General features: G+C 61.2%; 18 protein-coding genes and 1 other RNA gene. 11 read left to right on the top strand and 8 right to left on the bottom strand.

Translation table 11 applies throughout. The features are described from left to right. Positions 1-158 precede the first annotated feature (158 nt). Together zipA and ligA are read left to right on the top strand one after the other, a co-directional pair. Positions 159-1,004 carry a cell division protein ZipA gene (gene zipA / locus HQ912_RS18945; RefSeq protein WP_047227166.1) on the top strand — a complete coding sequence of 282 codons (846 nt, stop codon included), beginning with the start codon at positions 159-161 and terminating at the stop codon, positions 1,002-1,004. Between the two features lie 256 nt (positions 1,005-1,260). After that, positions 1,261-3,618, top strand: coding sequence for an NAD-dependent DNA ligase LigA (gene ligA, locus HQ912_RS18940; protein ID WP_173407153.1), 2,358 nt, complete (start codon positions 1,261-1,263; stop codon positions 3,616-3,618). A gap of 178 nt (positions 3,619-3,796) precedes the next feature. Here the strand turns inward: ligA and HQ912_RS18935 are convergent, their stop codons facing one another. After that, complete coding sequence (locus HQ912_RS18935) at positions 3,797-4,156, bottom strand: DUF6124 family protein (RefSeq protein ID WP_160891993.1); 360 nt, start codon at positions 4,154-4,156, stop codon at positions 3,797-3,799. Positions 4,157-4,575: 419 nt separating this feature from the next. Between HQ912_RS18935 and HQ912_RS18930 the strand changes: the two genes are divergently transcribed. From HQ912_RS18930 to HQ912_RS18915, 4 genes are all read left to right on the top strand, one after another. Then, positions 4,576-5,736: a putative zinc-binding metallopeptidase gene (locus HQ912_RS18930; RefSeq protein WP_047227169.1), complete on the top strand. Its 1,161-nt coding sequence runs from the start codon at positions 4,576-4,578 to the stop codon at positions 5,734-5,736. A gap of 147 nt (positions 5,737-5,883) precedes the next feature. Then, positions 5,884-5,980, top strand: an RNA gene (ffs, locus tag HQ912_RS18925) — signal recognition particle sRNA small type. A 258-nt stretch (positions 5,981-6,238) separates the two neighbouring features. After that, positions 6,239-6,484 carry a type II toxin-antitoxin system ParD family antitoxin gene (locus tag HQ912_RS18920; protein WP_047227170.1) on the top strand — a complete coding sequence of 82 codons (246 nt, stop codon included), beginning with the start codon at positions 6,239-6,241 and terminating at the stop codon, positions 6,482-6,484. Continuing rightward, positions 6,477-6,767, top strand: coding sequence for a type II toxin-antitoxin system RelE/ParE family toxin (locus tag HQ912_RS18915; RefSeq protein ID WP_076385640.1), 291 nt, complete (start codon positions 6,477-6,479; stop codon positions 6,765-6,767). The genes HQ912_RS18920 and HQ912_RS18915 overlap by 8 nt, the downstream gene beginning before the upstream one ends. Before the next feature lie 105 nt (positions 6,768-6,872). Here the strand turns inward: HQ912_RS18915 and HQ912_RS18910 are convergent, their stop codons facing one another. Continuing rightward, on the bottom strand, positions 6,873-7,187 hold the full coding sequence (locus HQ912_RS18910) for a helix-turn-helix domain-containing protein (RefSeq protein WP_047227171.1): 315 nt from the start codon (positions 7,185-7,187) through the stop codon (positions 6,873-6,875). Positions 7,188-7,525: 338 nt separating this feature from the next. Between HQ912_RS18910 and HQ912_RS18905 the strand changes: the two genes are divergently transcribed. Beyond that, a complete protein-coding gene (locus HQ912_RS18905; RefSeq protein WP_173407152.1) occupies positions 7,526-9,268 on the top strand; it encodes a bifunctional diguanylate cyclase/phosphodiesterase in 1,743 nt (580 codons plus the stop codon). On the opposite strand, the gene HQ912_RS18900 is transcribed toward HQ912_RS18905, so the two are convergent. Further along, on the bottom strand, positions 9,220-9,987 hold the full coding sequence (locus HQ912_RS18900; protein ID WP_047227173.1) for a substrate-binding periplasmic protein: 768 nt from the start codon (positions 9,985-9,987) through the stop codon (positions 9,220-9,222). The two genes, HQ912_RS18905 and HQ912_RS18900, sit on opposite strands and share 49 nt — an antisense overlap. A 143-nt stretch (positions 9,988-10,130) precedes the next feature. On the opposite strand from HQ912_RS18900, the gene dnaX reads away from it, so the two are divergent. The 4 genes from dnaX to recR all read left to right on the top strand — a co-directional run bounded on the left by dnaX (position 10,131) and on the right by recR (position 14,577). Next, positions 10,131-12,197: a DNA polymerase III subunit gamma/tau gene (gene dnaX, locus HQ912_RS18895; RefSeq protein WP_173407151.1), complete on the top strand. Its 2,067-nt coding sequence runs from the start codon at positions 10,131-10,133 to the stop codon at positions 12,195-12,197. A 64-nt stretch (positions 12,198-12,261) separates the two neighbouring features. Then, positions 12,262-12,600, top strand: coding sequence for a YbaB/EbfC family nucleoid-associated protein (locus tag HQ912_RS18890; RefSeq protein WP_003183512.1), 339 nt, complete (start codon positions 12,262-12,264; stop codon positions 12,598-12,600). Between the two features lie 273 nt (positions 12,601-12,873). Further along, a complete protein-coding gene (locus HQ912_RS18885; RefSeq protein ID WP_047227175.1) occupies positions 12,874-13,908 on the top strand; it encodes an NADP-dependent oxidoreductase in 1,035 nt (344 codons plus the stop codon). A 66-nt stretch (positions 13,909-13,974) separates the two neighbouring features. After that, entirely contained in the window at positions 13,975-14,577 is a 603-nt protein-coding gene (recR, locus tag HQ912_RS18880; protein WP_047227281.1) for a recombination mediator RecR, read from the top strand. Between the two features lie 132 nt (positions 14,578-14,709). On the opposite strand, the gene HQ912_RS18875 is transcribed toward recR, so the two are convergent. The 5 genes from HQ912_RS18875 to ccoS all read right to left on the bottom strand — a co-directional run bounded on the left by HQ912_RS18875 (position 14,710) and on the right by ccoS (position 18,646). Beyond that, positions 14,710-15,258, bottom strand: a complete 549-nt coding sequence (locus HQ912_RS18875) for an adenine phosphoribosyltransferase (RefSeq protein WP_041020481.1) — start codon at positions 15,256-15,258, stop codon at positions 14,710-14,712. Positions 15,259-15,333: 75 nt separating this feature from the next. Continuing rightward, positions 15,334-16,068, bottom strand: coding sequence for a fumarate/nitrate reduction transcriptional regulator Fnr (gene fnr / locus HQ912_RS18870; RefSeq protein WP_047227176.1), 735 nt, complete (start codon positions 16,066-16,068; stop codon positions 15,334-15,336). Between the two features lie 93 nt (positions 16,069-16,161). Then, the gene (gene hemN / locus HQ912_RS18865; protein ID WP_160891999.1) at positions 16,162-17,544 is read right to left on the bottom strand and encodes an oxygen-independent coproporphyrinogen III oxidase; all 1,383 of its coding nucleotides are present in this window, start codon (positions 17,542-17,544) and stop codon (positions 16,162-16,164) included. Between the two features lie 207 nt (positions 17,545-17,751). Next, complete coding sequence (locus HQ912_RS18860; RefSeq protein WP_047227178.1) at positions 17,752-18,435, bottom strand: sulfite exporter TauE/SafE family protein; 684 nt, start codon at positions 18,433-18,435, stop codon at positions 17,752-17,754. Further along, complete coding sequence (gene ccoS, locus HQ912_RS18855) at positions 18,428-18,646, bottom strand: cbb3-type cytochrome oxidase assembly protein CcoS (RefSeq protein ID WP_047227179.1); 219 nt, start codon at positions 18,644-18,646, stop codon at positions 18,428-18,430. Before ccoS ends, HQ912_RS18860 begins: the two co-directional genes overlap by 8 nt.

The following is an 18,646-nucleotide window of genomic DNA, read 5'->3' as shown; positions in this document are numbered from 1 at the left end:
GGTGTAAAGTTATCTTTGGTCGTGCTAGTTTAATGTCAATTTTTCGTATGCGTGGGCAAAACGCCATTCAGAACATAGAGTTGGCGCCACGTTTTAAAGCGGTTTGCACATAGCTAAGCCCCTTATTTTTCAGCATTTTTATAGAGGCACGGGATTACATGGAAATCGGTCTGCGCGAGTGGCTGATCGTCATCGGCATTATTGTCATTGCCGGTATTCTTTTCGACGGCTGGCGCCGCATGCGCGGCGGCAAGGGGAAACTCAAGTTTCGTCTCGACCGCAGCCTGTCGAACCTGCCGGATGACGATGGCAATGCCGAGCTGTTGGGCCCGCCCCGGGTGCTGGATACCCATAAGGAGCCGCAACTGGATGAGCATGACCTGCCGTCGATGAGCGCGCCAGTGCGCGAGCCACGGGAAACGGGTTCCAAGCGCGGCAAGCGCAACAGCGAACCGTCCCAGGGCGACCTGAACCTCAATCTTGACCTGGACGGCGGCCCGAGCTTCAGCAGCCGCGACGACGACTTCCCGGACGAGAACAAACCCGTGCGCGGCGACAAGGACCAGGCCCAGGCCGAGGAAGTGCTGGTGATCAGCGTGATCTGCCGCGACCCGGCCGGCTTCAAGGGCCCGGCGCTGTTGCAGAACATCCTGGAGAGCGGCCTGCGTTTTGGCGAGATGGACATTTTTCACCGCCATGAAAGCATGGCCGGCAACGGCGAGGTGCTGTTCTCCATGGCCAACGCGGTCAAGCCAGGCGTGTTCGACCTGGACGACATCGACCATTTCAGCACCCCGGCGGTGAGCTTCTTCCTCGGCCTGCCCGGCCCGCGTCATCCCAAGCAGGCCTTTGACGTGATGGTGGCCGCGGCGCGCAAGCTGTCCCAGGAACTCAACGGTGAGCTGAAGGACGACCAGCGCAGCGTGCTGACCGCCCAGACCATCGAACACTACCGCCAGCGCATCGTCGAATTCGAACGCCGGGCGCTGACCCAGAAGCGCTAAAGTCGGCAGAATTTTTTTGGCTGAAGGGCTTTTGTGGCGAGGGGATTTATCCCCGCTGGGCTGCGCAGCAGCCCTAAATCCTGGCGCCTTGGCCTTATCAGCTAGTTGAGTCGTTAGCTTTGGGACTGCTTCGCAGCCCAGCGGGGATAAATCCCCTCGCCACAGGTTGTATGTTCGGCGGGCTCAGGTCCGACTGCCGATGATTTCAAAAAATTGAGCAGCCTAGGCTGCTCTTTTGCTTTATGAGAGAACATCCATGACTGCCGTCCAAACCCGCATCCAACAGTTGCGTACCGAGCTGGATCAGCACAACTACCGCTACCACGTCCTCGACGAACCGAGCATCCCGGACGCCGAGTACGACCGCCTGTTCCATGAGCTCAAGGCCCTGGAAGAGCAGCATCCGGAGCTGGTGACCAGCGACTCCCCGACCCAGCGTGTCGGCAGTGTTGCACTGTCGGCCTTCAGCCAGGTCCGCCACGAAATCCCGATGCTCAGCCTGGGTAATGCCTTCGACGAAACCACCATGCGTGAATTCGACCGCCGGGTGACTGAAGGCCTCGACCTGCCCATGGGCGACTTGCTGGGCGGTGGCGCGGCGGTGGAGTACAGCTGTGAGCCGAAGCTCGACGGCCTGGCGGTCAGCCTGCTGTATCAGGACGGCCTGCTGGTGCGCGGCGCCACGCGCGGCGACGGCACCACCGGCGAAGACATCAGCGTCAACGTGCGCACCGTGCGCAACATCCCCCTCAAGTTGCAGGGCAGTGGCTGGCCGCCGGTGCTGGAAGTGCGCGGCGAGGTGTACATGTCCAAGGCCGGCTTCGAGCGTCTCAACGCCACGCAACTGGAGGCGGGCGGCAAGACCTTCGCCAACCCGCGCAACGCGGCCGCGGGCAGCCTGCGCCAGCTGGATTCGAAGATCACCGCCAACCGTCCCCTGGAATTCTGCTGCTATGGCATCGGCCAGGTAACCGCCGATATTGCCGACACCCACATCGGCAATCTCAAGCAGCTCAAGGCCTGGGGCCTGCCCATCAGCCGCGAATTGAAACTGGCCCACGGCATCGACGAGTGCTTGGATTACTACCACGACATCGGCGAGCGGCGTAACGCGCTGCCTTACGAAATCGACGGCGTGGTGTTCAAGGTCAACAGCATCGCCTCTCAGCGCGAACTGGGTTTCCGCGCCCGGGAACCGCGCTGGGCCATCGCCCATAAATTCCCGGCCAGCGAAGAACTCACCGAACTGCTGGACGTCGAGTTCCAGGTCGGCCGCACCGGCGCCGTGACACCCGTGGCGCGGCTCAAGCCGGTCAAGGTAGCCGGTGTGACCGTGGCCAACGCCACGCTGCACAACATGGACGAAGTGGCGCGCCTGGGCCTGATGATCGGCGACACGGTGATTATCCGCCGCGCCGGTGATGTGATCCCGCAAGTGGTGCAAGTGGTCACCGAGCGTCGCCCGGAAAACGCCCGTCCCGTTGAAATCCCGCAACAGTGCCCGGTGTGTGGCTCCCATGTGGAGCGTACGCAGCTGGTCAAGCGCAGCAAGGGTCGTGAAACCATCAGCGAAGGCGCGGTGTACCGCTGCGTTGGTCGTCTGGCCTGTGGTGCGCAGCTCAAGCAGGCAATCATTCATTTCGTGTCGCGCCGGGCCATGGACATCGAAGGCCTGGGCGAGAAGAGTGTCGAGCAGTTGGTGGACGAAGGGCTGGTGGGCTCGCCTGCCGATCTGTATGCCCTGACCTTCGAGCAAGTGGTCGACTTGGAAGGCTTCGCCGAACTGTCGAGCAAGAACCTGTTGGCGGCCATCGTCGACAGCAAGAAGCCGAGCCTGGCGCGCTTCATCTACGCCCTCGGCATCCCGGACGTGGGCGAGGAAACCGCCAAGGTCCTGGCCCGCTCCCTCGGTTCACTGGAGCGTGTGCAGGCGGCCTTGCCGCAAGTGCTCACGTACTTGCCGGACGTCGGCCTGGAAGTGGCCCACGAGATCCACAGCTTCTTCGAAGACTCGCACAACCGCCAGGTGATCGAGGGCTTGCTGCGCCATGGCCTGGATATCCAGGACCAGGGCGAACTGGGCGCGGAGTTCTCCGCCAGCACCACCCTGGGCGGTTTCCTGGACAAGCTGAACATTCCCTCGGTCGGGCCGGGCGGGGCGCAGAAACTGGCGGACAAGTTCGGCTCGCTCGAAGCGGTGATGAACGCCGACTGGCTGGACATGCGCCAGGCCCTGCCGGAAAAACAGGCCAACGCCGTGCGCGAGTTCTTCGCCATCGCCGCCAACCGCCAACAGGCCGAAGCCGCCGAGAAGCAACTACAGGCCTTCGGCATGCACTGGCAGAGCGAGAAAAAAGTCGTCGAAGGTTTGCCCGAAGCCGGGCACACCTGGGTGCTGACCGGATCGCTGGAATTGATGAGTCGCGATGTCGCCAAGGACAAACTGGAAAGCCTGGGGGCCAAGGTGGCCGGTTCCGTGTCGGCGAAAACCCATTGCGTCGTCGCCGGGCCGGGGGCCGGGTCGAAACTGACCAAGGCCAATGAGCTCGGGCTCAAGGTGCTGGATGAAGAAGCGTTTGTGGCGTTCTTGAGTCAGCACGGCATCACGGTTTAGTCATGTCGCCAGGAAACTCGGACCCATTGTGGCGAGGGGATTTATCCCCGCTGGGCTGCGCAGCAGCCCTAAAATCTGCCATCTCGGTCTGCCTGGCTGATTGAGTCGACAGGATTGGGGCCGCTGCGCGGCCCAGCGGGGATAAATCCCCTCGCCACAGGGTTATGTGGCGAGTCGGCTAGCGCGGGTCGACGTTATCCAGTGCCCGATTCGCCAGCAACCCTCCCAGCTCGATCAACTGCTGAATACCCAGCGCCACATGCCGCCGCGAACCCTCCAGCTCGAACGCCAGATCACTGATCATGGCATCGGCCGAAGCCAGGGTTTCACTGAGGTTGGCGAGCAGGCATTCGGTGTCGATGCCGTTGATCACGGTGAAGAGCTGAGCGGGTGCGGGATCAGCTTCCGGCGTTTCCGGTTTTGGCTTCAGGTAGAAGTCGAGGGCGCGCTCGGCGGCTTCGTCGAGTTTCTTAGCGGCGGCGGTTTTGTGCGGGGATGTTGGATCGGTGTCCGGTGGGTTGGGGGTTGCTTTGAACATGGTGACGCTCCTATGGGATGGAGCCACCAAGGCCTGTCGCTAAACAGAAATGGTGGCGGCTGCACGCAGGTTAGCGAACCGGTCATAGGCACCCGGCAGACTCGAAGGTCTCCCACATACAGCCGCCATAACGTCATTGCAGTTAGACCTGCAACGAAGCATGGGCCGCTTATGCACCTAGAATGATCCGGGTCGCTAAACCCGATCGCTGATTCGTCAGCGACCCGGAAACGATAAAGTCCGGCCCATAGGCGCACAAGCCGGCGGATTCTGGCGCAGTTGTAGGCAATGGCGCAAGGCGGGGTAGCCCGACCCGGCAGCGTCCTACACAATGCTCACAATCTTCGGATGATTCGCACGCTCCTGGGAACGATCACGCACAGGAGGGGATCTAGTCTTGCAGGCCCCCGGAGATCACCATGTACCGCTTCTTCGAGCAACTGAGTTCACGCATCGCCGCGCCCTTTACGGGCGATCGCTCGCGTAACAGCAAAATCTGGCCGTGTCGTTGCGGCCAGTCGCTGTTTTTTCGCAACAGCCAGTGCCTGGCCTGCCAGGCGGTGTTGGGCTATCAGCCTGAGCAAAGCCGCTTGTCGTCCCTGCAACCCGGCGAGCAGCCTGGCACCTGGACCCTGGATGCCGACCCACAAGCCGGGTTGTTTCGCCGTTGCGCCAACCTCGACACGCCGGCGGCCTGCAATTGGCTGCTGCCGGCCAATGGGCACGACACCTTGTGCATCGCCTGTAGCTTGAACCGCACCATTCCCGACCTGTCGATCCCGGAAAACCCCGAACGCTGGTGCAAGGTCGAAACCGCCAAGCGGCGGCTGGTGGCGCAATTGATCACCCTCGGTTTGCCTGTCATCCCAAAAACCGTCAGTGAAAGTGAGGGGCTGGCCTTCGATTTCATCGGCGTCGACCTCGATGGCACGCCTCCGACCACCGGCCACGCCAGCGGGTTGGTCACGCTCGACATCAAAGAGGCCGACGATGCCCACCGCGAGCATGTGCGCCAGCAGATGCGCGAGCCGTATCGCACTTTGCTCGGGCATTTTCGTCATGAGGTGGGGCACTACTACTGGGACCGGTTGATCGCCAACAGCCATTGGCTCGATGCATTTCGCGAGCAGTTTGGTGACGAGCGGGCCAGCTATTGCGATGCCCTGGAACGTCACTATCAGCAAGGCGCGCCGCTGGACTGGCAAACCCACTACGTCAGCGCCTACGCCACCATGCATCCTTGGGAAGACTGGGCGGAAACCTGGGCGCATTACCTGCATATGATGGACGCGGTGGACACGGCCCTGGGTTTTGGCATGAGCGCCGGGGAAATGGATTTCGACTACCAGCCGTTCCCGCCCGAGACCTTGTTCGACCCTGAACATACGGGGGGCGTGGCCTTTCTTTCGTTCGTCAACGCCTGGATCGAACTGGCCGGCATGCTCAACGAACTGTCGCGCAGCATGGGCCAACCGGATTTCTACCCGTTCGTCGTACCCGCCGCGGTGATTACCAAGCTGCATTTCATCCATCTGGTGATTCAGGAGGAGGGCGGCCGGGCTGACGAGGTGCTGCTGTAACCGCCGACTTGTGGGAGCAAGCTTTGTTCTCACAGGCAAGTGCTTGAACATCTTCAGTTTTTTAATCCGGCGCGAACGGTTGTAACTTCTCGTCAGATAGGTACAATGGCGCGGCTCGCCGTCAGGCGGGCGTCGTTATGGTGACCCCATCGGTCCCCCCGCAACGATTACCCGTGAACCTGGTCAGATCCGGAAGGAAGCAGCCACAGCGGGAACATTGTGTGCCGGGGTGTGGCTGGTGGGGTTGCCTCCATAACGCCCAGGCCTTCGTTCGCAAGGTTTGTCGAATTTTCTTATCTACTTTGTTTGTTGATCGATTACCGGTCGATATTTTCTGCTGCCTGATGGAAAGCAAAGAGCTCCAGTGCGTTGCTGCGCAGTGGGGCTTTTTGACTGGAGGGGGCAAAGGATTTGCGTACGGGCCTTTGCAGTGCTCATTCTCGATATCGCACCAATAGTATGATAATTTTGCGTGAGTCGATCATTTTCCCGGAGGCTCATCATGGGTACCGTTCGAAAAACCATCACCGTCACCGACCAACAAGACGGCTGGATCAAGGCTCAGATCGAAGCGGGTCACTACACCAATGATAGCGAATACATTCGCGATCTGATTCGGCGCGAGCAGGAGCGTAGCGCTGAACTTGAGGCTATCCGGTCCGCCCTGAAAGAGGGTGAATCCAGTGGAAAACCTCAACCATTCGATCCCGATGCGTTCAAGAAGAGAATGCTGACAGCGCATGGCTGAATACCGCCTTACACCTGCCGCCGAGCGTGATCTTGAAATTGTCTGGACCTATACCGCCCAACGATGGGGCGTGGCGCAGGCCAATCGATACGTTGATACCATCATTGCGGCGTTTTCTGAACTGGCGCAGCAGCCTAAGATAGCTCCAGCCTGTGACCATGTTCGAACTGGTTATCGCCGACGTAGTGTCGAACGACACATGATTTACTTTCGGATCACGGCTTATGGGATTGCGGTGATTCGTGTCTTGCATGATCGGATGGATACACTTCGGAATTTGTGACAGTAGCCTTTCAATAGAGCCGGACAGCGAACAAGCAAAAAAGCCAAAGAGGAACCCGATCCGTCGCACACCGACAGCCCGGACTCCTCTTTTTTCATGTCTGCTTCAAGGCTTCGACAGTGCCTGGTCTACCGCCGCAATCAGCTTCCCCAGATCCTTTGCGGTGGCTCTGTGTATGACACCAAACAGGTACGCTCGCTGTTCGTCCTCATCGTCCATGTCGGCAAAAAATGCTTTGAGCTGCACATCCAGTTTGTCGGCAAGCAAGACCAAGGCTTCCATGCTCGGGGTGTAGGTGCCGGTTTCGAAGCGGCTGATGGTTTTGGGGTCAAAACCGGTTTTTTCGCCAAGTTCAGCCTGAGTAAGCCCCGCTACTTTGCGATAGCGTCTGATGGCCGGACCCAAACTTGAAATTTGCATCGCTTAATTCCCATTTAGAATCAAGAACTTAACGATAGATTTTTGCATTAGGCAACCGCATGATCCATCACCTTGCTTTGCAAAATGTGATGTGTTTCGTAGAATCGGCCTTTGGCACGGGCATTTGGTGACCTGCTTCAGAAGCCTGGATGTGCGAAAAAGGCGAGCCTTGCGTTTTCTTGTTGTACACAAGGCGACGCTTGGCGCCTTCAGGTAGCACCGCCACGGCCCGCGCTCCAGCGTATCTCAAGGTGTTTGAGCCTAGTTGATTTTTCGCCTGTCCTGGGGCGGTGCAACCGCGCGCGACAAATGAGCCTGACTCATGGATGACTGCTTCGATGGATAAGAAGTACCGCAGAGCCGTTGACGCCGCCGCGATTTTTTCTGAAACCGATCTGAGCGGGCGCATTACCTACGTCAACGACCAGTTCTGTAAGCTTTTTGGCTACCCGCGCGATGAGCTGCTGGGGGCTAACCATCGCGTGATCAACTCCGGCCAGCACCCGGACGAGTTCTTCAGCGCCATGTGGCGCACCATCGCCCTGGGGCAGGTCTGGAAGGGGGAGATCTGCAACCGGGCCAAGGACGGTACGCTGCATTGGGTCGATACCACCCTGGTGCCGGTGATCGACGACGCGACCGGTCGGATCGAACGCTATCTGGCGATTCGTTTTGATGTCAGCGAGAAGCGTCAGCTGTTGCATTCGCTGCAATGGCGGGTCGGTCACGACGTGTTGACCGGGTTGCCCAACCGCACCTACCTGTCCGACCTGCTGGATCAGGCCCTGGAGTTTTCCAGGGCGCAGAGCTTGCCCCTGGCGGTGTGCATGCTTGACCTGGATGGCTTCAAGGCCGTGAACGACGGTCACGGCCATGCCAGTGGTGACCAGTTGCTGGTGGAGGTCGCCCGGCGTCTGCGCAGCATCGTGCGCGGGGAGGATGTGGTGGCGCGGTTGGCCGGCGATGAGTTTGTGCTGGTACTGCGCCATGTATGCGGGCTTGAGGAATTGCATGCCGCGTTGAACCGGGTGCTGATTGCCGTCTCCATGCCGTATGCCATTGATGGCAAGGCCATCAAGGTTTTCGCCAGCATTGGCGTCACCCTGTTTCCCGGTGACAACGAAGACGCCGATACCTTGTTGCGCCACGCCGACCAGGCGATGTACGTGGCCAAGCAGAGCGGCCGCAATCGCTTTCATTTGTTCGACGTGTCCCGGGACCAGGAAGTGCGGGCCACTTACCAGACCGTCGAGCGGGTGCGGCAGGCCATGGCCGGCAACGAATTGCGCCTGCATTTTCAGCCCAAGGTCAACATGCGCCATGGCACGGTGGTGGGGCTCGAGGCGCTGCTGCGCTGGAAACACCCCCAACGGGGCCTGGTACCGCCCCGGGAGTTCCTGCCGCTGGTGGAGGAAACCGACCTGATCGTCGAGATCGGTGAGTGGGTCATGGAGCAGGTGCTGATTCAGTTGCAGCAATGGCAGCACGCGGGGCAAGTCTGGCCGGTGAGCATCAATATCTCGGCGCGGCATTTCCAGCGGGCAGATTTCGTCGAGCGGTTGCGGCAGGTGCTGCAACGGCACCCGGCGGTGTCGCCGCGCATGCTGGATCTGCAGATCGTTGAATCCTTGGCGGTGGAAAACCTTGCCCACGTCAGCGCCTGTCTCCAGGCGTGCCAGGCCTTGGGCGTGGGGTTTTCCCTGGGCGGTTTCGGCACGGGATACTGTTCGCTCAATGACCTCAAACACCTGCGCACGCAGACCATCAAGATCGACAAGACCTTTGTCCGCGACATACTCAATGACCGCGATGATCTGGCGCTGACCGAAGCGGTCATCGGTTTGGCCAGGGCGTTTGGGCGCCAGGTGGTGGCGGAGGGGCTGGACAGCCTGGAGCATGGTCAATTGCTGCTGCGCCTGGGCTGCGAAGTGGCCCAAGGCTATTTCATCGCCCGGCCCATGCCACCCGACCAGGTGCCTGGCTGGGTGAAAGGATTTGTTTCGCCGCCGCAATGGCAGCATCAGTCGGACGTTCAGGGCGAATCGGATCCGGCTTGCGGCGATTCTTTATGTCCGGTGTAGGACTGGATGATCGCGTCGATTTCCCCCGACGTTTTCATCTTCAATAAGGTGCGCAGAATGCGTTGGGCCGGAATGTTTTGATCATCGCGCACATAACAGCCCAGCACGCGCTCCTGGAGAACTGCCACGGCACGCAGTTGCCGGTCTGGGGGATGTCGTTGATTGAACCAGTCCAGCGCCCATTGATTGCTCACCGCGTAGCGATAGCGCCCGGCCAGAAGCTTGGCCAGGACTTGTTCCTGGCTGCGTGCATCGTCACGTCGCAGATGCCCGCCGTCGAATAACGGCTGCAAGGTCGGGTAGGTATAGCTGAGGACGGTCCCGACCGGCTGGTGGGGCAGGGTGGCGGGCGTCACCACCTTGGGGGAGCTGGCCGTGCCCACCAGCACGTCGCGCTGGAAAAACAGCGGGACGCTCCACAGGTAATTGCCCCCCGTATCCTTTACCCACTCGGGGGTGACATAACACCGTACGTCGACTTCGCCGTGGTTCATGGCATTGTCCAGCCGGGCGCGGGCCAGCACATGAAACTGCGCCGGCATCCCCACCTGGGCCGCCAGGCGGGTCATTACGTCGGGGATGATACCCTGGATCGGGCGACCTTCTTCAGTCTGCACCATGGGCATGGCCCAACTGTCGGTAATGGCGAAACGCAACGGGATTTCGCCAGCAAAACACCCTGAACCCAATAACAGCAAAGCCCCCATGGCCGAACGCATAAACTCTCCTGATGGTGCAAAATCCTGTCGGCAACCAGGCCCCTGACCCAAGCTTAGACAGATTAGACGAGCACACCGGATGCAATTTCGCCCCTGCTCCGCTAGCATTAGCCGCTTCTGCTTTCCAGTGGCGATGGTTTTCGATGAGTTATCAGGTTCTTGCACGCAAATGGCGTCCGCGCTCGTTCCGCGAAATGGTCGGCCAGACCCATGTGCTCAAGGCCCTGATCAATGCCTTGGACAGCCAGCGGCTGCATCACGCCTACCTGTTCACCGGCACGCGCGGCGTCGGCAAGACGACCATCGCGCGGATCATCGCCAAGTGCCTGAATTGTGAAACCGGTATTACCTCGACGCCGTGTGGCGAGTGCTCGGTATGCCGGGAAATCGACGAAGGCCGTTTCGTCGACCTGATCGAGATCGACGCCGCCAGCCGCACCAAGGTCGAAGACACCCGTGAACTGCTCGACAACGTGCAGTACGCGCCAAGCCGTGGGCGCTTCAAGGTCTACCTGATCGACGAAGTGCACATGCTTTCCAGCCATTCCTTCAATGCGCTGCTCAAGACCCTCGAAGAGCCGCCGCCCTACGTCAAGTTCATCCTGGCGACCACCGACCCGCAGAAGCTTCCTGCAACGATTTTGTCCCGCTGCCTGCAGTTCTCCCTTAAGAACATGACCCCGGAGCGGGTGGTCGAGCATCTGACCCACGTGTTGGGTGTCGAGAACGTACCGTTCGAAGACGATGCGCTGTGGCTGCTGGGTCGCGCCGCCGATGGTTCGATGCGTGACGCCATGAGCCTGACCGACCAGGCCATTGCCTTTGGTGAAGGCAAGGTCATGGCTGCCGATGTGCGGGCCATGCTTGGCACCCTCGACCACGGCCAGGTCTACGACGTGTTGCATGCGCTGATCGACGGTGACGCCAAGGCGTTGCTCGAAGCGGTGCGTCACCTGGCCGAGCAGGGGCCGGACTGGAATGGCGTGCTTTCGGAGATTCTCAACGTGTTGCACCGTGTCGCCATCGCCCAGGCCTTGCCCGAGGGGGTCGACAACGGTCATGGCGACCGCGATCGGGTGCTGGCATTGGCTCAGGCGCTGCCGGCCGAAGACGTGCAGTTCTACTACCAGATGGGGCTGATCGGTCGGCGCGACCTACCCCTGGCGCCGGATCCGCGCGGTGGTTTCGAAATGGTGCTGCTGCGAATGCTCGCGTTCCGGCCAGCCGACACGGACAACTCCCCGAGGCAACCGCTAAAGCCAGTGGGGATCAGCCAGGCCACAGCTGATTCCGCCAAGCCAGTGGCTGCCGCGCCCGTCGTTGCGCCGGCAGTGGCCTCTGCCCCGGCAGCGGTTGAGCAACCGGCCCCGGTGCCTGTCGTCGCAGCGCCTGAGCCCGAGCCCGAGCCTGTCGTCGAGGCGTTGCCGCAGCCGGTCGCTGAAGAAGTGGTCGACCTGCCCTGGAACGACCCGGTCGAGGCTCAGGTCGTCCAGCAGCCTGCCGTGGAACCGGTGCTGGAAACCGTCGCCGAGCAACCCGAGTTGCCACCGATGCCTATGCCCACGCCCGACAGCGTGGTACCCGACGCGCCCGAGTGGGTGGCTGCACCGGTGCCTGAGCCCACGGTGGCGGACGTTGATGTCGCCACGCCAGGCATGGACCTGGATGATGAGCCGCCACTGGACGAGGATTACATCGAGCCGGACATGGATTCGGCCTACAGCTATCTGGATGAACTGGCCAGCGAGCACGCCGCCGAGCCGGCCCCGGAGCCCGAGCCTGAACCGGCGGCGATGCCGGCTACCGGGCTGGCCCTGCAATGGCTGGAGCTGTTCCCGAAACTGCCGATTACCGGCATGACCGGCAGCATTGCCGCCAACTGCACGCTGATCTCCGTGGAGGGCGACCACTGGCTGCTGCACCTGGACCCGGCCCACAGCGCGCTGTTCAACGCCACGCAGCAGCGCCGTCTCAACGATGCACTGAACCAGTATCACCAGCGCACGCTGACGCTGAGCATCGAGCTGATCAAGCCTGAGCAGGAGACGCCGGCCCAGGCCGCGTCCCGCCGCCGTGCCGACCGTCAGCGCGAAGCCGAGGAGTCGATCCACGGTGATCCGTTCATCCAGCAAATGATGCAACAGTTCGGTGCCGTGGTCCGTCACGATACTATCGAACCTGTCGAGGCCCCGGTGACCCAGGGCTCATAACTGAAAGCGTCAGGCCGAACGGGCCGGGCGCGGTGTTTATCCAAGTACTTTCGAGGTGATTCCCATGATGAAAGGTGGCATGGCCGGCCTGATGAAGCAGGCGCAGCAGATGCAGGAAAAAATGGCCAAGATGCAGGAAGAACTGGCCAACGCCGAAGTCACCGGCAAGTCCGGCGGCGACATGGTGACCGTGGTCATGACCGGTCGCCACGACATCAAGCGTGTCAGCATCGACCCGAGCGTGGTCGAAGGCCTGAGCGAAGACGACAAGGAAATGCTCGAAGCCCTGTTCGCCGCCGCCGTCAATGACGCAGTGCGCAAGATCGAAGCCAACAGCCAGGACAAAATGTCCGGCATGACCGCTGGCATGCAACTGCCGCCGGGCATGAAACTGCCGTTCTGACTCGCCATCCCGATCGGGATGGGCTACATACAATGCCAGGCATCGCGCCTGGCATTTTTGTTTGTGTCACAAGGCGAGTGCGCTAGAAACTTTACCTGTGGGAGCAAGGCTTGCCCGCGATGGACGATGACGTGCCGCTGCGACGAACCGAGGCGTCTGCATCGCGGGCAAGCCTTGCTCCCACCAGTACCCACTGAACAAACATCGAACGCCGCCCAGCCGGCAATGGTCTGCTTCCTGTAAGTGCCACTCAACGATCAAGGAGACGCTTCCATGTCACAAGCATCGACCACCCACCAGCGCATCGTCCTCGCCTCCCGCCCCACAGGTGCTCCCACCCCGGACAACTTCCGTCTGGAGCAGGTGACGTTGCCGGAGCTGCAGGAGGGGCAGATCCTGCTCAAGACGCTGTTTCTCTCATTGGACCCTTACATGCGTGGGCGTATGAGTGATGCACCTTCCTATGCCGCGCCGGTGGAAATCGATGAGGTGATGACCGGTGGTGCTGTCAGCCGGGTCGAACGTTCGATGCATCCGAAGTTTCAGGAGGGGGATCTGGTGGTGGGCGCCACGGGGTGGCAGAGCCACACTGTCAGCGATGGCCGCAATGTCATTCCGATCCCGTCCGGGCTGCCCAGCCCGTCGATGGCGCTGGGTGTGCTGGGCATGCCGGGCATGACCGCGTACATGGGCCTGATGGAGATCGGTCAGCCCAAGGCCGGGGAAACCCTGGTGGTCGCGGCGGCCTCGGGCGCAGTCGGCTCGGTGGTCGGCCAGGTGGCGAAGATCAAGGGCCTGCGGGTGGTCGGTGTGGCCGGCGGCCCCGAGAAATGCAAGTACGTGGTCGACGAGTTGGGGTTCGACGCCTGTGTCGATCACAAGCGCGATGACTTTGCCGAGGCACTGGCCCGGGCTTGCGACAAGGGCATCGACATCTATTACGAAAACGTCGGTGGCAAGGTGTTCGACGCCGTAGTGCCGCTGCTCAACGCCAAGGCGCGCATTCCCCTCTGTGGCCTGATCGCGTCCTACAACGAGCATGAAGCCCCCACTGGCCCGGATCGCTTGCCGCAATTGCAGCGCACCTTGCTGACCAAGCGCGTGCGGATCCAGGGGTTTATCGTGTTCGACGACTTCAGTGGTCGTCAGCCGGAGTTCATCAGCGCCATGGCGCCTTGGGTGCGTGACGGCAAGGTCAAGTTCCGCGAAGACGTGGTCGATGGCCTTGAGAATGCACCACAGGCCTTTATCGGCCTGCTGGAAGGGCGCAACTTCGGCAAGCTGGTGGTGCGGGTGGCGCAGGATTGAGTATTTGACGCTAATCGGAGGCGCGGGTATAAACCGCGTCTCGTTGTTATGTCGGACATTTCCTCCATGAGCTTCAGCCCTTTGATTCGCCAACTGATCGACGCCCTGCGAACTTTGCCGGGTGTGGGTCAGAAAACTGCTCAGCGCATGGCGTTGCAATTGCTTGAGCGTGATCGCAGCGGCGGTTCGCGTCTGGCTCTGGCCCTGAGCCAGGCCATGGAAGGGGTAGGGCATTGCCGCTTATGCCGCACCCTCACTGAAGACGACCTCTGCCCGCAATGCGCCGACCCGCGTCGGGACGACAGCCTGCTATGCGTCGTGGAAGGACCCATGGATGTGTACGCCGTGGAGCAGACCGGTTTTCGCGGCCGTTATTTCGTGCTCAAGGGGCATTTGTCTCCGCTCGACGGCCTGGGACCGGAAGCCATCGGCATTCCGCAACTGATGGCGCGGATCGAAGAGGCCGGGACTTTCACCGAAGTCATCCTCGCCACCAACCCGACGGTCGAAGGCGAAGCCACCGCCCACTACATCGCGCAATTGCTCAACAACAAGGGCCTGATCGCCTCACGCATCGCTCATGGCGTGCCGCTGGGCGGCGAGCTGGAACTGGTGGACGGCGGGACGCTGGCGCATTCGTTTGCCGGGCGCAAACCGATCGCTTTATAACTGCCACGAATAACCCTGTGGGAGCGAGCCTGCTCGCGATAGCGGCAGATCAGCCACCATTGATGTCGGCTGACACACCACTATCGCGAGTAGGCTCGCTCCCACATGGAGTGTGTGTGCTATTGACGGGCGTTATCTTTCGCTCAGCGAAAACTGCGTCAGGCAGAACGTCGGTATCCCCATGTCTTCCAGGCGCTGCGAGCCAAGCAACTCCGGCAGGTCGATGATCGCCGCGGCCTCGTGGACCTTGGCGCCCATGCGGCGGATCAGGTTGGCGGCGGCGATCAGCGTGCCGCCGGTGGCGATCAGGTCATCGAACATCACCACCGAATCACCCTCGCACAGGCTGTCGGCGTGAACTTCAAGGAAGGCTTCGCCGTATTCGGTCTGGTAACCCTCGGCCAGCACATCCGCCGGCAGCTTGCCTTGCTTGCGAAACAGCACCAAGGGCTTGTTCAACTGATAAGCCAGGATTGAGCCGATCAGGAAGCCTCGCGCATCCATCGCGCCGATGTGGGTGAACTCGGCCTCGACATAACGATGGGCGAAGCTGTCCATCACCAGCCGCAGCGCGGTGGGGGACTGGAACAGTGGGGTAATGTCGCGAAAGATCACGCCCGGTTTGGGGAAATCGATCACGGGGCGGATCAGGGATTTGATATCGAAGGAGTCGAAGACCATCGTCTAGGTGTCCTGGCAGGCTGCAAACGCCGGAGTATAGCGCGGCAAGGCGAACCTGGGCCGCGCGCATGCTCATCAGCCGTCGATCGAGCCACCCGCCAGGGCGCAGAGCTGGATCGGGTCGAGAATATGAATCTCCTTGCCTTCGGCGGCGATCAACTCGTTCTGTTGGAAACGGGTGAATACCCGGGACACGGTCTCCACCGCCAGGCCCAGGTAATTGCCGATTTCGTTACGCGACATGCTCAGGCGGAACTGGTTGGCCGAAAACCCGCGAGCGCGGAAACGTGCCGAGAGGTTGACCAGGAACGTGGCGATGCGTTCGTCGGCGGTTTTCTTCGAGAGCAGCAGCATCATTTGCTGATCGTCGCGGATCTCCCGGCTCATGACTCGCATCAACTGACGACGCAGTTGCGGCAGTTGCAAGGCCAGTTCGTCCAGGCGATCGAAGGGTATCTCGCACACCGAGGTGGTTTCCAGCGCCTGGGCCGAGACCGGATGGGTTTCGGTGTCCATGCCCGACAGACCCACCAGCTCGCTGGGCAGGTGGAAGCCGGTGAGCTGTTCTTCGCCGCCATCGCTCAGATTGAAGGTTTTCAAGGCGCCCGAGCGCACGGCATAGACGGAATCGAAGGTGTCGCCCTGGCGAAACAGGAATTCACCTTTTTTCAACGGTCGGCCCCGTTTAACGATGTCGTCCAGCGCGTCCATATCCTCCAGATTCAATGAAAGTGGCAGGCAGAGCGGAGCCAGGCTGCAATCCTTGCAATGGGCCTGGTTGTGGGCGCGCAGTTTGACTGGCTCGGACATTTCTTAAATCCTTGTGGGAAACACACATAAGCCGTAAGGGTAACTCAGCTAAGGTACTCCGGCCAGTGGGCTTTCATCGTCAAATTGTCGCGCTCAGATGACTCGGGAGAAGCGCTGTCGGTTGTGTCCTTCCAGATAGGCATCAAAGACCATGCACACCGAGCGCACCAGCAGGCGCCCGGCGGGCAGTACCTTGATGTGGCTGCTGTCCAATTCGATCAGGCCGTCCGCAGCCATCTCTTGCAGTTGTGGCCACAACGGTGCGAAGTAACCGCGAAAATCGATGTTGAACGTTTGTTCGATGTCGGTGAATAGCAAATTGAAATGGCAGATCAACTGCTGGATCACCGCGCGCCGCAGCCGATCGTCGGCATTGCACAGCAGCCCGCGACTGGTCGCCAGTTGACCGTCGGCCAGGGTGTTCTGGTAATGGCTCAGGTCACTGCTGTTCTGGCAGTACAAATCGCCGATCTGGCTGATGGCTGACACGCCAAGGCCGATCAGGTCGCAGTGACCATGGGTGGTATAGCCCTGGAAGTTGCGTTGCAGGGTGGCGTCTTCCTGGGCAATCGCCAGTTCGTCGTCGGGCAGGGCGAAGTGGTCCATGCCGATATAGCGATAACCCGCCGCGGTCAGTTGTTCGATGGTGCCTTGCAGCATCGCTAGTTTCTGCGCCGGGTTGGGCAGGTCCTGGCTGTTGATGCGGCGTTGGGGCATGAAGCGTTCCGGCAAGTGGGCGTAGTTGAACACCGAAAGCCGGTCCGGCTGCAGCTGGATGACTTCCTGGACCGTGCGGGCGAAATTTTCCGGGGTCTGTTTGGGCAGCCCGTAGATCAGGTCGATGTTGATCGAACGGAACTGCAAGGTCCGGGCGGCTTCGATCACCGCGCGGGTTTCTTCCAGGCTTTGCAGGCGGTTGACGGCGCGCTGCACGGCCGGGTCAAGGTCCTGCAGGCCGATGCTGACGCGGTTAAAACCAAGTTCCCGCAACAGGCCCATGGTGGACCAGTCGGCTTCCCGGGGATCGATTTCGATCCCGTAGTCGCCGGAATCGTCCTCCAGCAGGTTGAAGTGTTGGCGCAACCTGGCCATCAACTGGCGCAGTTCGTCATGGTTGAGGAACGTCGGGGTGCCGCCGCCCAGGTGCAACTGTTCTACGCGCTGGGCCGGGTCGAGGTGGCAGCCGATCAGCTGGATTTCCTGTTCCAGGCGTTGCAGATAGGCATGGGCGCGGCTGCGGTCCTTGGTGATGACTTTGTTGCAGGCGCAGTAGTAGCAAATGTTCGCGCAGAACGGCACATGCACATACAACGACAGTGGCCTCAAGGCTTTGCGGCTGTCGCGCAGGGCGTGGAGCAGGTCGAAGGTCCCCACCTGGCTGCCGAATTGCGCCGCGGTCGGATACGAGGTGTAGCGGGGCCCCGCCAAGTCGTAACGGTGGATCAGGTTTGAGTCCCAACGAATGGCGTCGAGCATGCGGGCGTTTCCCGGATAGGCTGGCATGGGCGAGAGTTTAAGAGGGAGGGCGCGGGGCGGTTTTGATTTGCGTCAACGGGGGGTGGAGTCTGGGCGAGGGCCAATCGCGAGCAGGCTCGCTCCCACAGGGATTTGCGGTGTTCATGAGGTTTGGGTCAGCCGCGATCCAGTGTGGGAGCGAGCCTGCTCGCGATGGCGGCGACTCGGTCAATGCCCCATGAGCCAATGCTGATGCGGCCCTGGCAGGGTCCAGACACCAAAGACAATCACCAGCAAACCACCGGCCATGCGCACGCTGCGTTTGCGCAACAGGGCGGTGATGCGTTCGGCGGCCATGCCCGTGGCGAGCAACACCGGCCAGGTGCCGAGACCGAAGGCGAGCATCAGCAACGCGCTGTCCAGCGCATCGCCCTGGCTGGCCGACCAGAGCAGGGTGCTGTAGACCAACCCGCACGGCAGCCAGCCCCAGAGCGCGCCGAGCAGCAAGGCCCTGGGCAGGCTCGACACCGGCAGCAAGCGGTTGGCGACGGGCTGGATATGCCGCCACAGGCCACGACCGACGCCTTCGATGCGGGTCAGGCCGCTCCACCAGCCCGCCAGGTACAGGCCCATGGCGATCAACAGCAGGCCGGCCAACACGCGCATGACCATCGCCGCCGGACTATTGGCCACGGCCCAACCAGCCAGGCCGATCAGCAACCCTGCGCTGGCGTAGCTCAGAATCCGCCCAACGTTGTAGGCCAGCAGCAATCGAAAGCGCCGGCTGCGCTGTTCCTTGGGGATTGCCAGGGTCAGGGCGCCCATCAGGCCGCCGCACATCCCCAGGCAATGGCCGCCGCCCAATAAACCTAGGATGAGCGCCGAGACCAACAATGGCGCCAGATCAAGCATGGGGCGGGGCCTTGTCGTCCGGCTTGCGGGGCTCGCCGCTGGCTTCGTCCACCGCTGCCTTGTGGTTCGGATCCTGATCGTCGAACAGAATGCTGTGGGCCGGACCGTCGAGGTCATCGTACTGCCCGCTGTCCACGGCCCAGAAGAAGATGTAGACGGCAATGGCCACGATCAGCAGTGCGGCCGGGATCATCACGTAAAGAGCTGGCAT

The organism is Pseudomonas sp. MPDS, from assembly GCF_013283895.1.
Lineage (GTDB): Bacteria > Pseudomonadota > Gammaproteobacteria > Pseudomonadales > Pseudomonadaceae > Aquipseudomonas > Aquipseudomonas rhizophila.
Note: the sequence above shows the minus strand (reverse complement) of the source record. Positions and strands in the feature narration are given on the sequence as shown.

Bases quoted from the DNA above. Each gene is read 5' to 3' on its own strand.
- zipA (WP_047227166.1), top strand. From the start codon at position 159: ATGGAAATCGGTCTGCGCGAGTGGCTGATCGTCATCGGCATTATTGTC.
- ligA (WP_173407153.1), top strand. From the start codon at position 1,261: ATGACTGCCGTCCAAACCCGCATCCAACAGTTGCGTACCGAGCTGGAT.
- HQ912_RS18935 (WP_160891993.1), bottom strand. From the start codon at position 4,156: ATGTTCAAAGCAACCCCCAACCCACCGGACACCGATCCAACATCCCCG.
- HQ912_RS18930 (WP_047227169.1), top strand. From the start codon at position 4,576: ATGTACCGCTTCTTCGAGCAACTGAGTTCACGCATCGCCGCGCCCTTT.
- HQ912_RS18920 (WP_047227170.1), top strand. From the start codon at position 6,239: ATGGGTACCGTTCGAAAAACCATCACCGTCACCGACCAACAAGACGGC.
- HQ912_RS18915 (WP_076385640.1), top strand. From the start codon at position 6,477: ATGGCTGAATACCGCCTTACACCTGCCGCCGAGCGTGATCTTGAAATT.
- HQ912_RS18910 (WP_047227171.1), bottom strand. From the start codon at position 7,187: ATGCAAATTTCAAGTTTGGGTCCGGCCATCAGACGCTATCGCAAAGTA.
- HQ912_RS18905 (WP_173407152.1), top strand. From the start codon at position 7,526: ATGGATAAGAAGTACCGCAGAGCCGTTGACGCCGCCGCGATTTTTTCT.
- HQ912_RS18900 (WP_047227173.1), bottom strand. From the start codon at position 9,987: ATGCGTTCGGCCATGGGGGCTTTGCTGTTATTGGGTTCAGGGTGTTTT.
- dnaX (WP_173407151.1), top strand. From the start codon at position 10,131: ATGAGTTATCAGGTTCTTGCACGCAAATGGCGTCCGCGCTCGTTCCGC.
- HQ912_RS18890 (WP_003183512.1), top strand. From the start codon at position 12,262: ATGATGAAAGGTGGCATGGCCGGCCTGATGAAGCAGGCGCAGCAGATG.
- HQ912_RS18885 (WP_047227175.1), top strand. From the start codon at position 12,874: ATGTCACAAGCATCGACCACCCACCAGCGCATCGTCCTCGCCTCCCGC.
- recR (WP_047227281.1), top strand. From the start codon at position 13,975: ATGAGCTTCAGCCCTTTGATTCGCCAACTGATCGACGCCCTGCGAACT.
- HQ912_RS18875 (WP_041020481.1), bottom strand. From the start codon at position 15,258: ATGGTCTTCGACTCCTTCGATATCAAATCCCTGATCCGCCCCGTGATC.
- fnr (WP_047227176.1), bottom strand. From the start codon at position 16,068: ATGTCCGAGCCAGTCAAACTGCGCGCCCACAACCAGGCCCATTGCAAG.
- hemN (WP_160891999.1), bottom strand. From the start codon at position 17,544: ATGCTCGACGCCATTCGTTGGGACTCAAACCTGATCCACCGTTACGAC.
- HQ912_RS18860 (WP_047227178.1), bottom strand. From the start codon at position 18,435: ATGCTTGATCTGGCGCCATTGTTGGTCTCGGCGCTCATCCTAGGTTTA.
- ccoS (WP_047227179.1), bottom strand. From the start codon at position 18,646: ATGCCAGCTCTTTACGTGATGATCCCGGCCGCACTGCTGATCGTGGCC.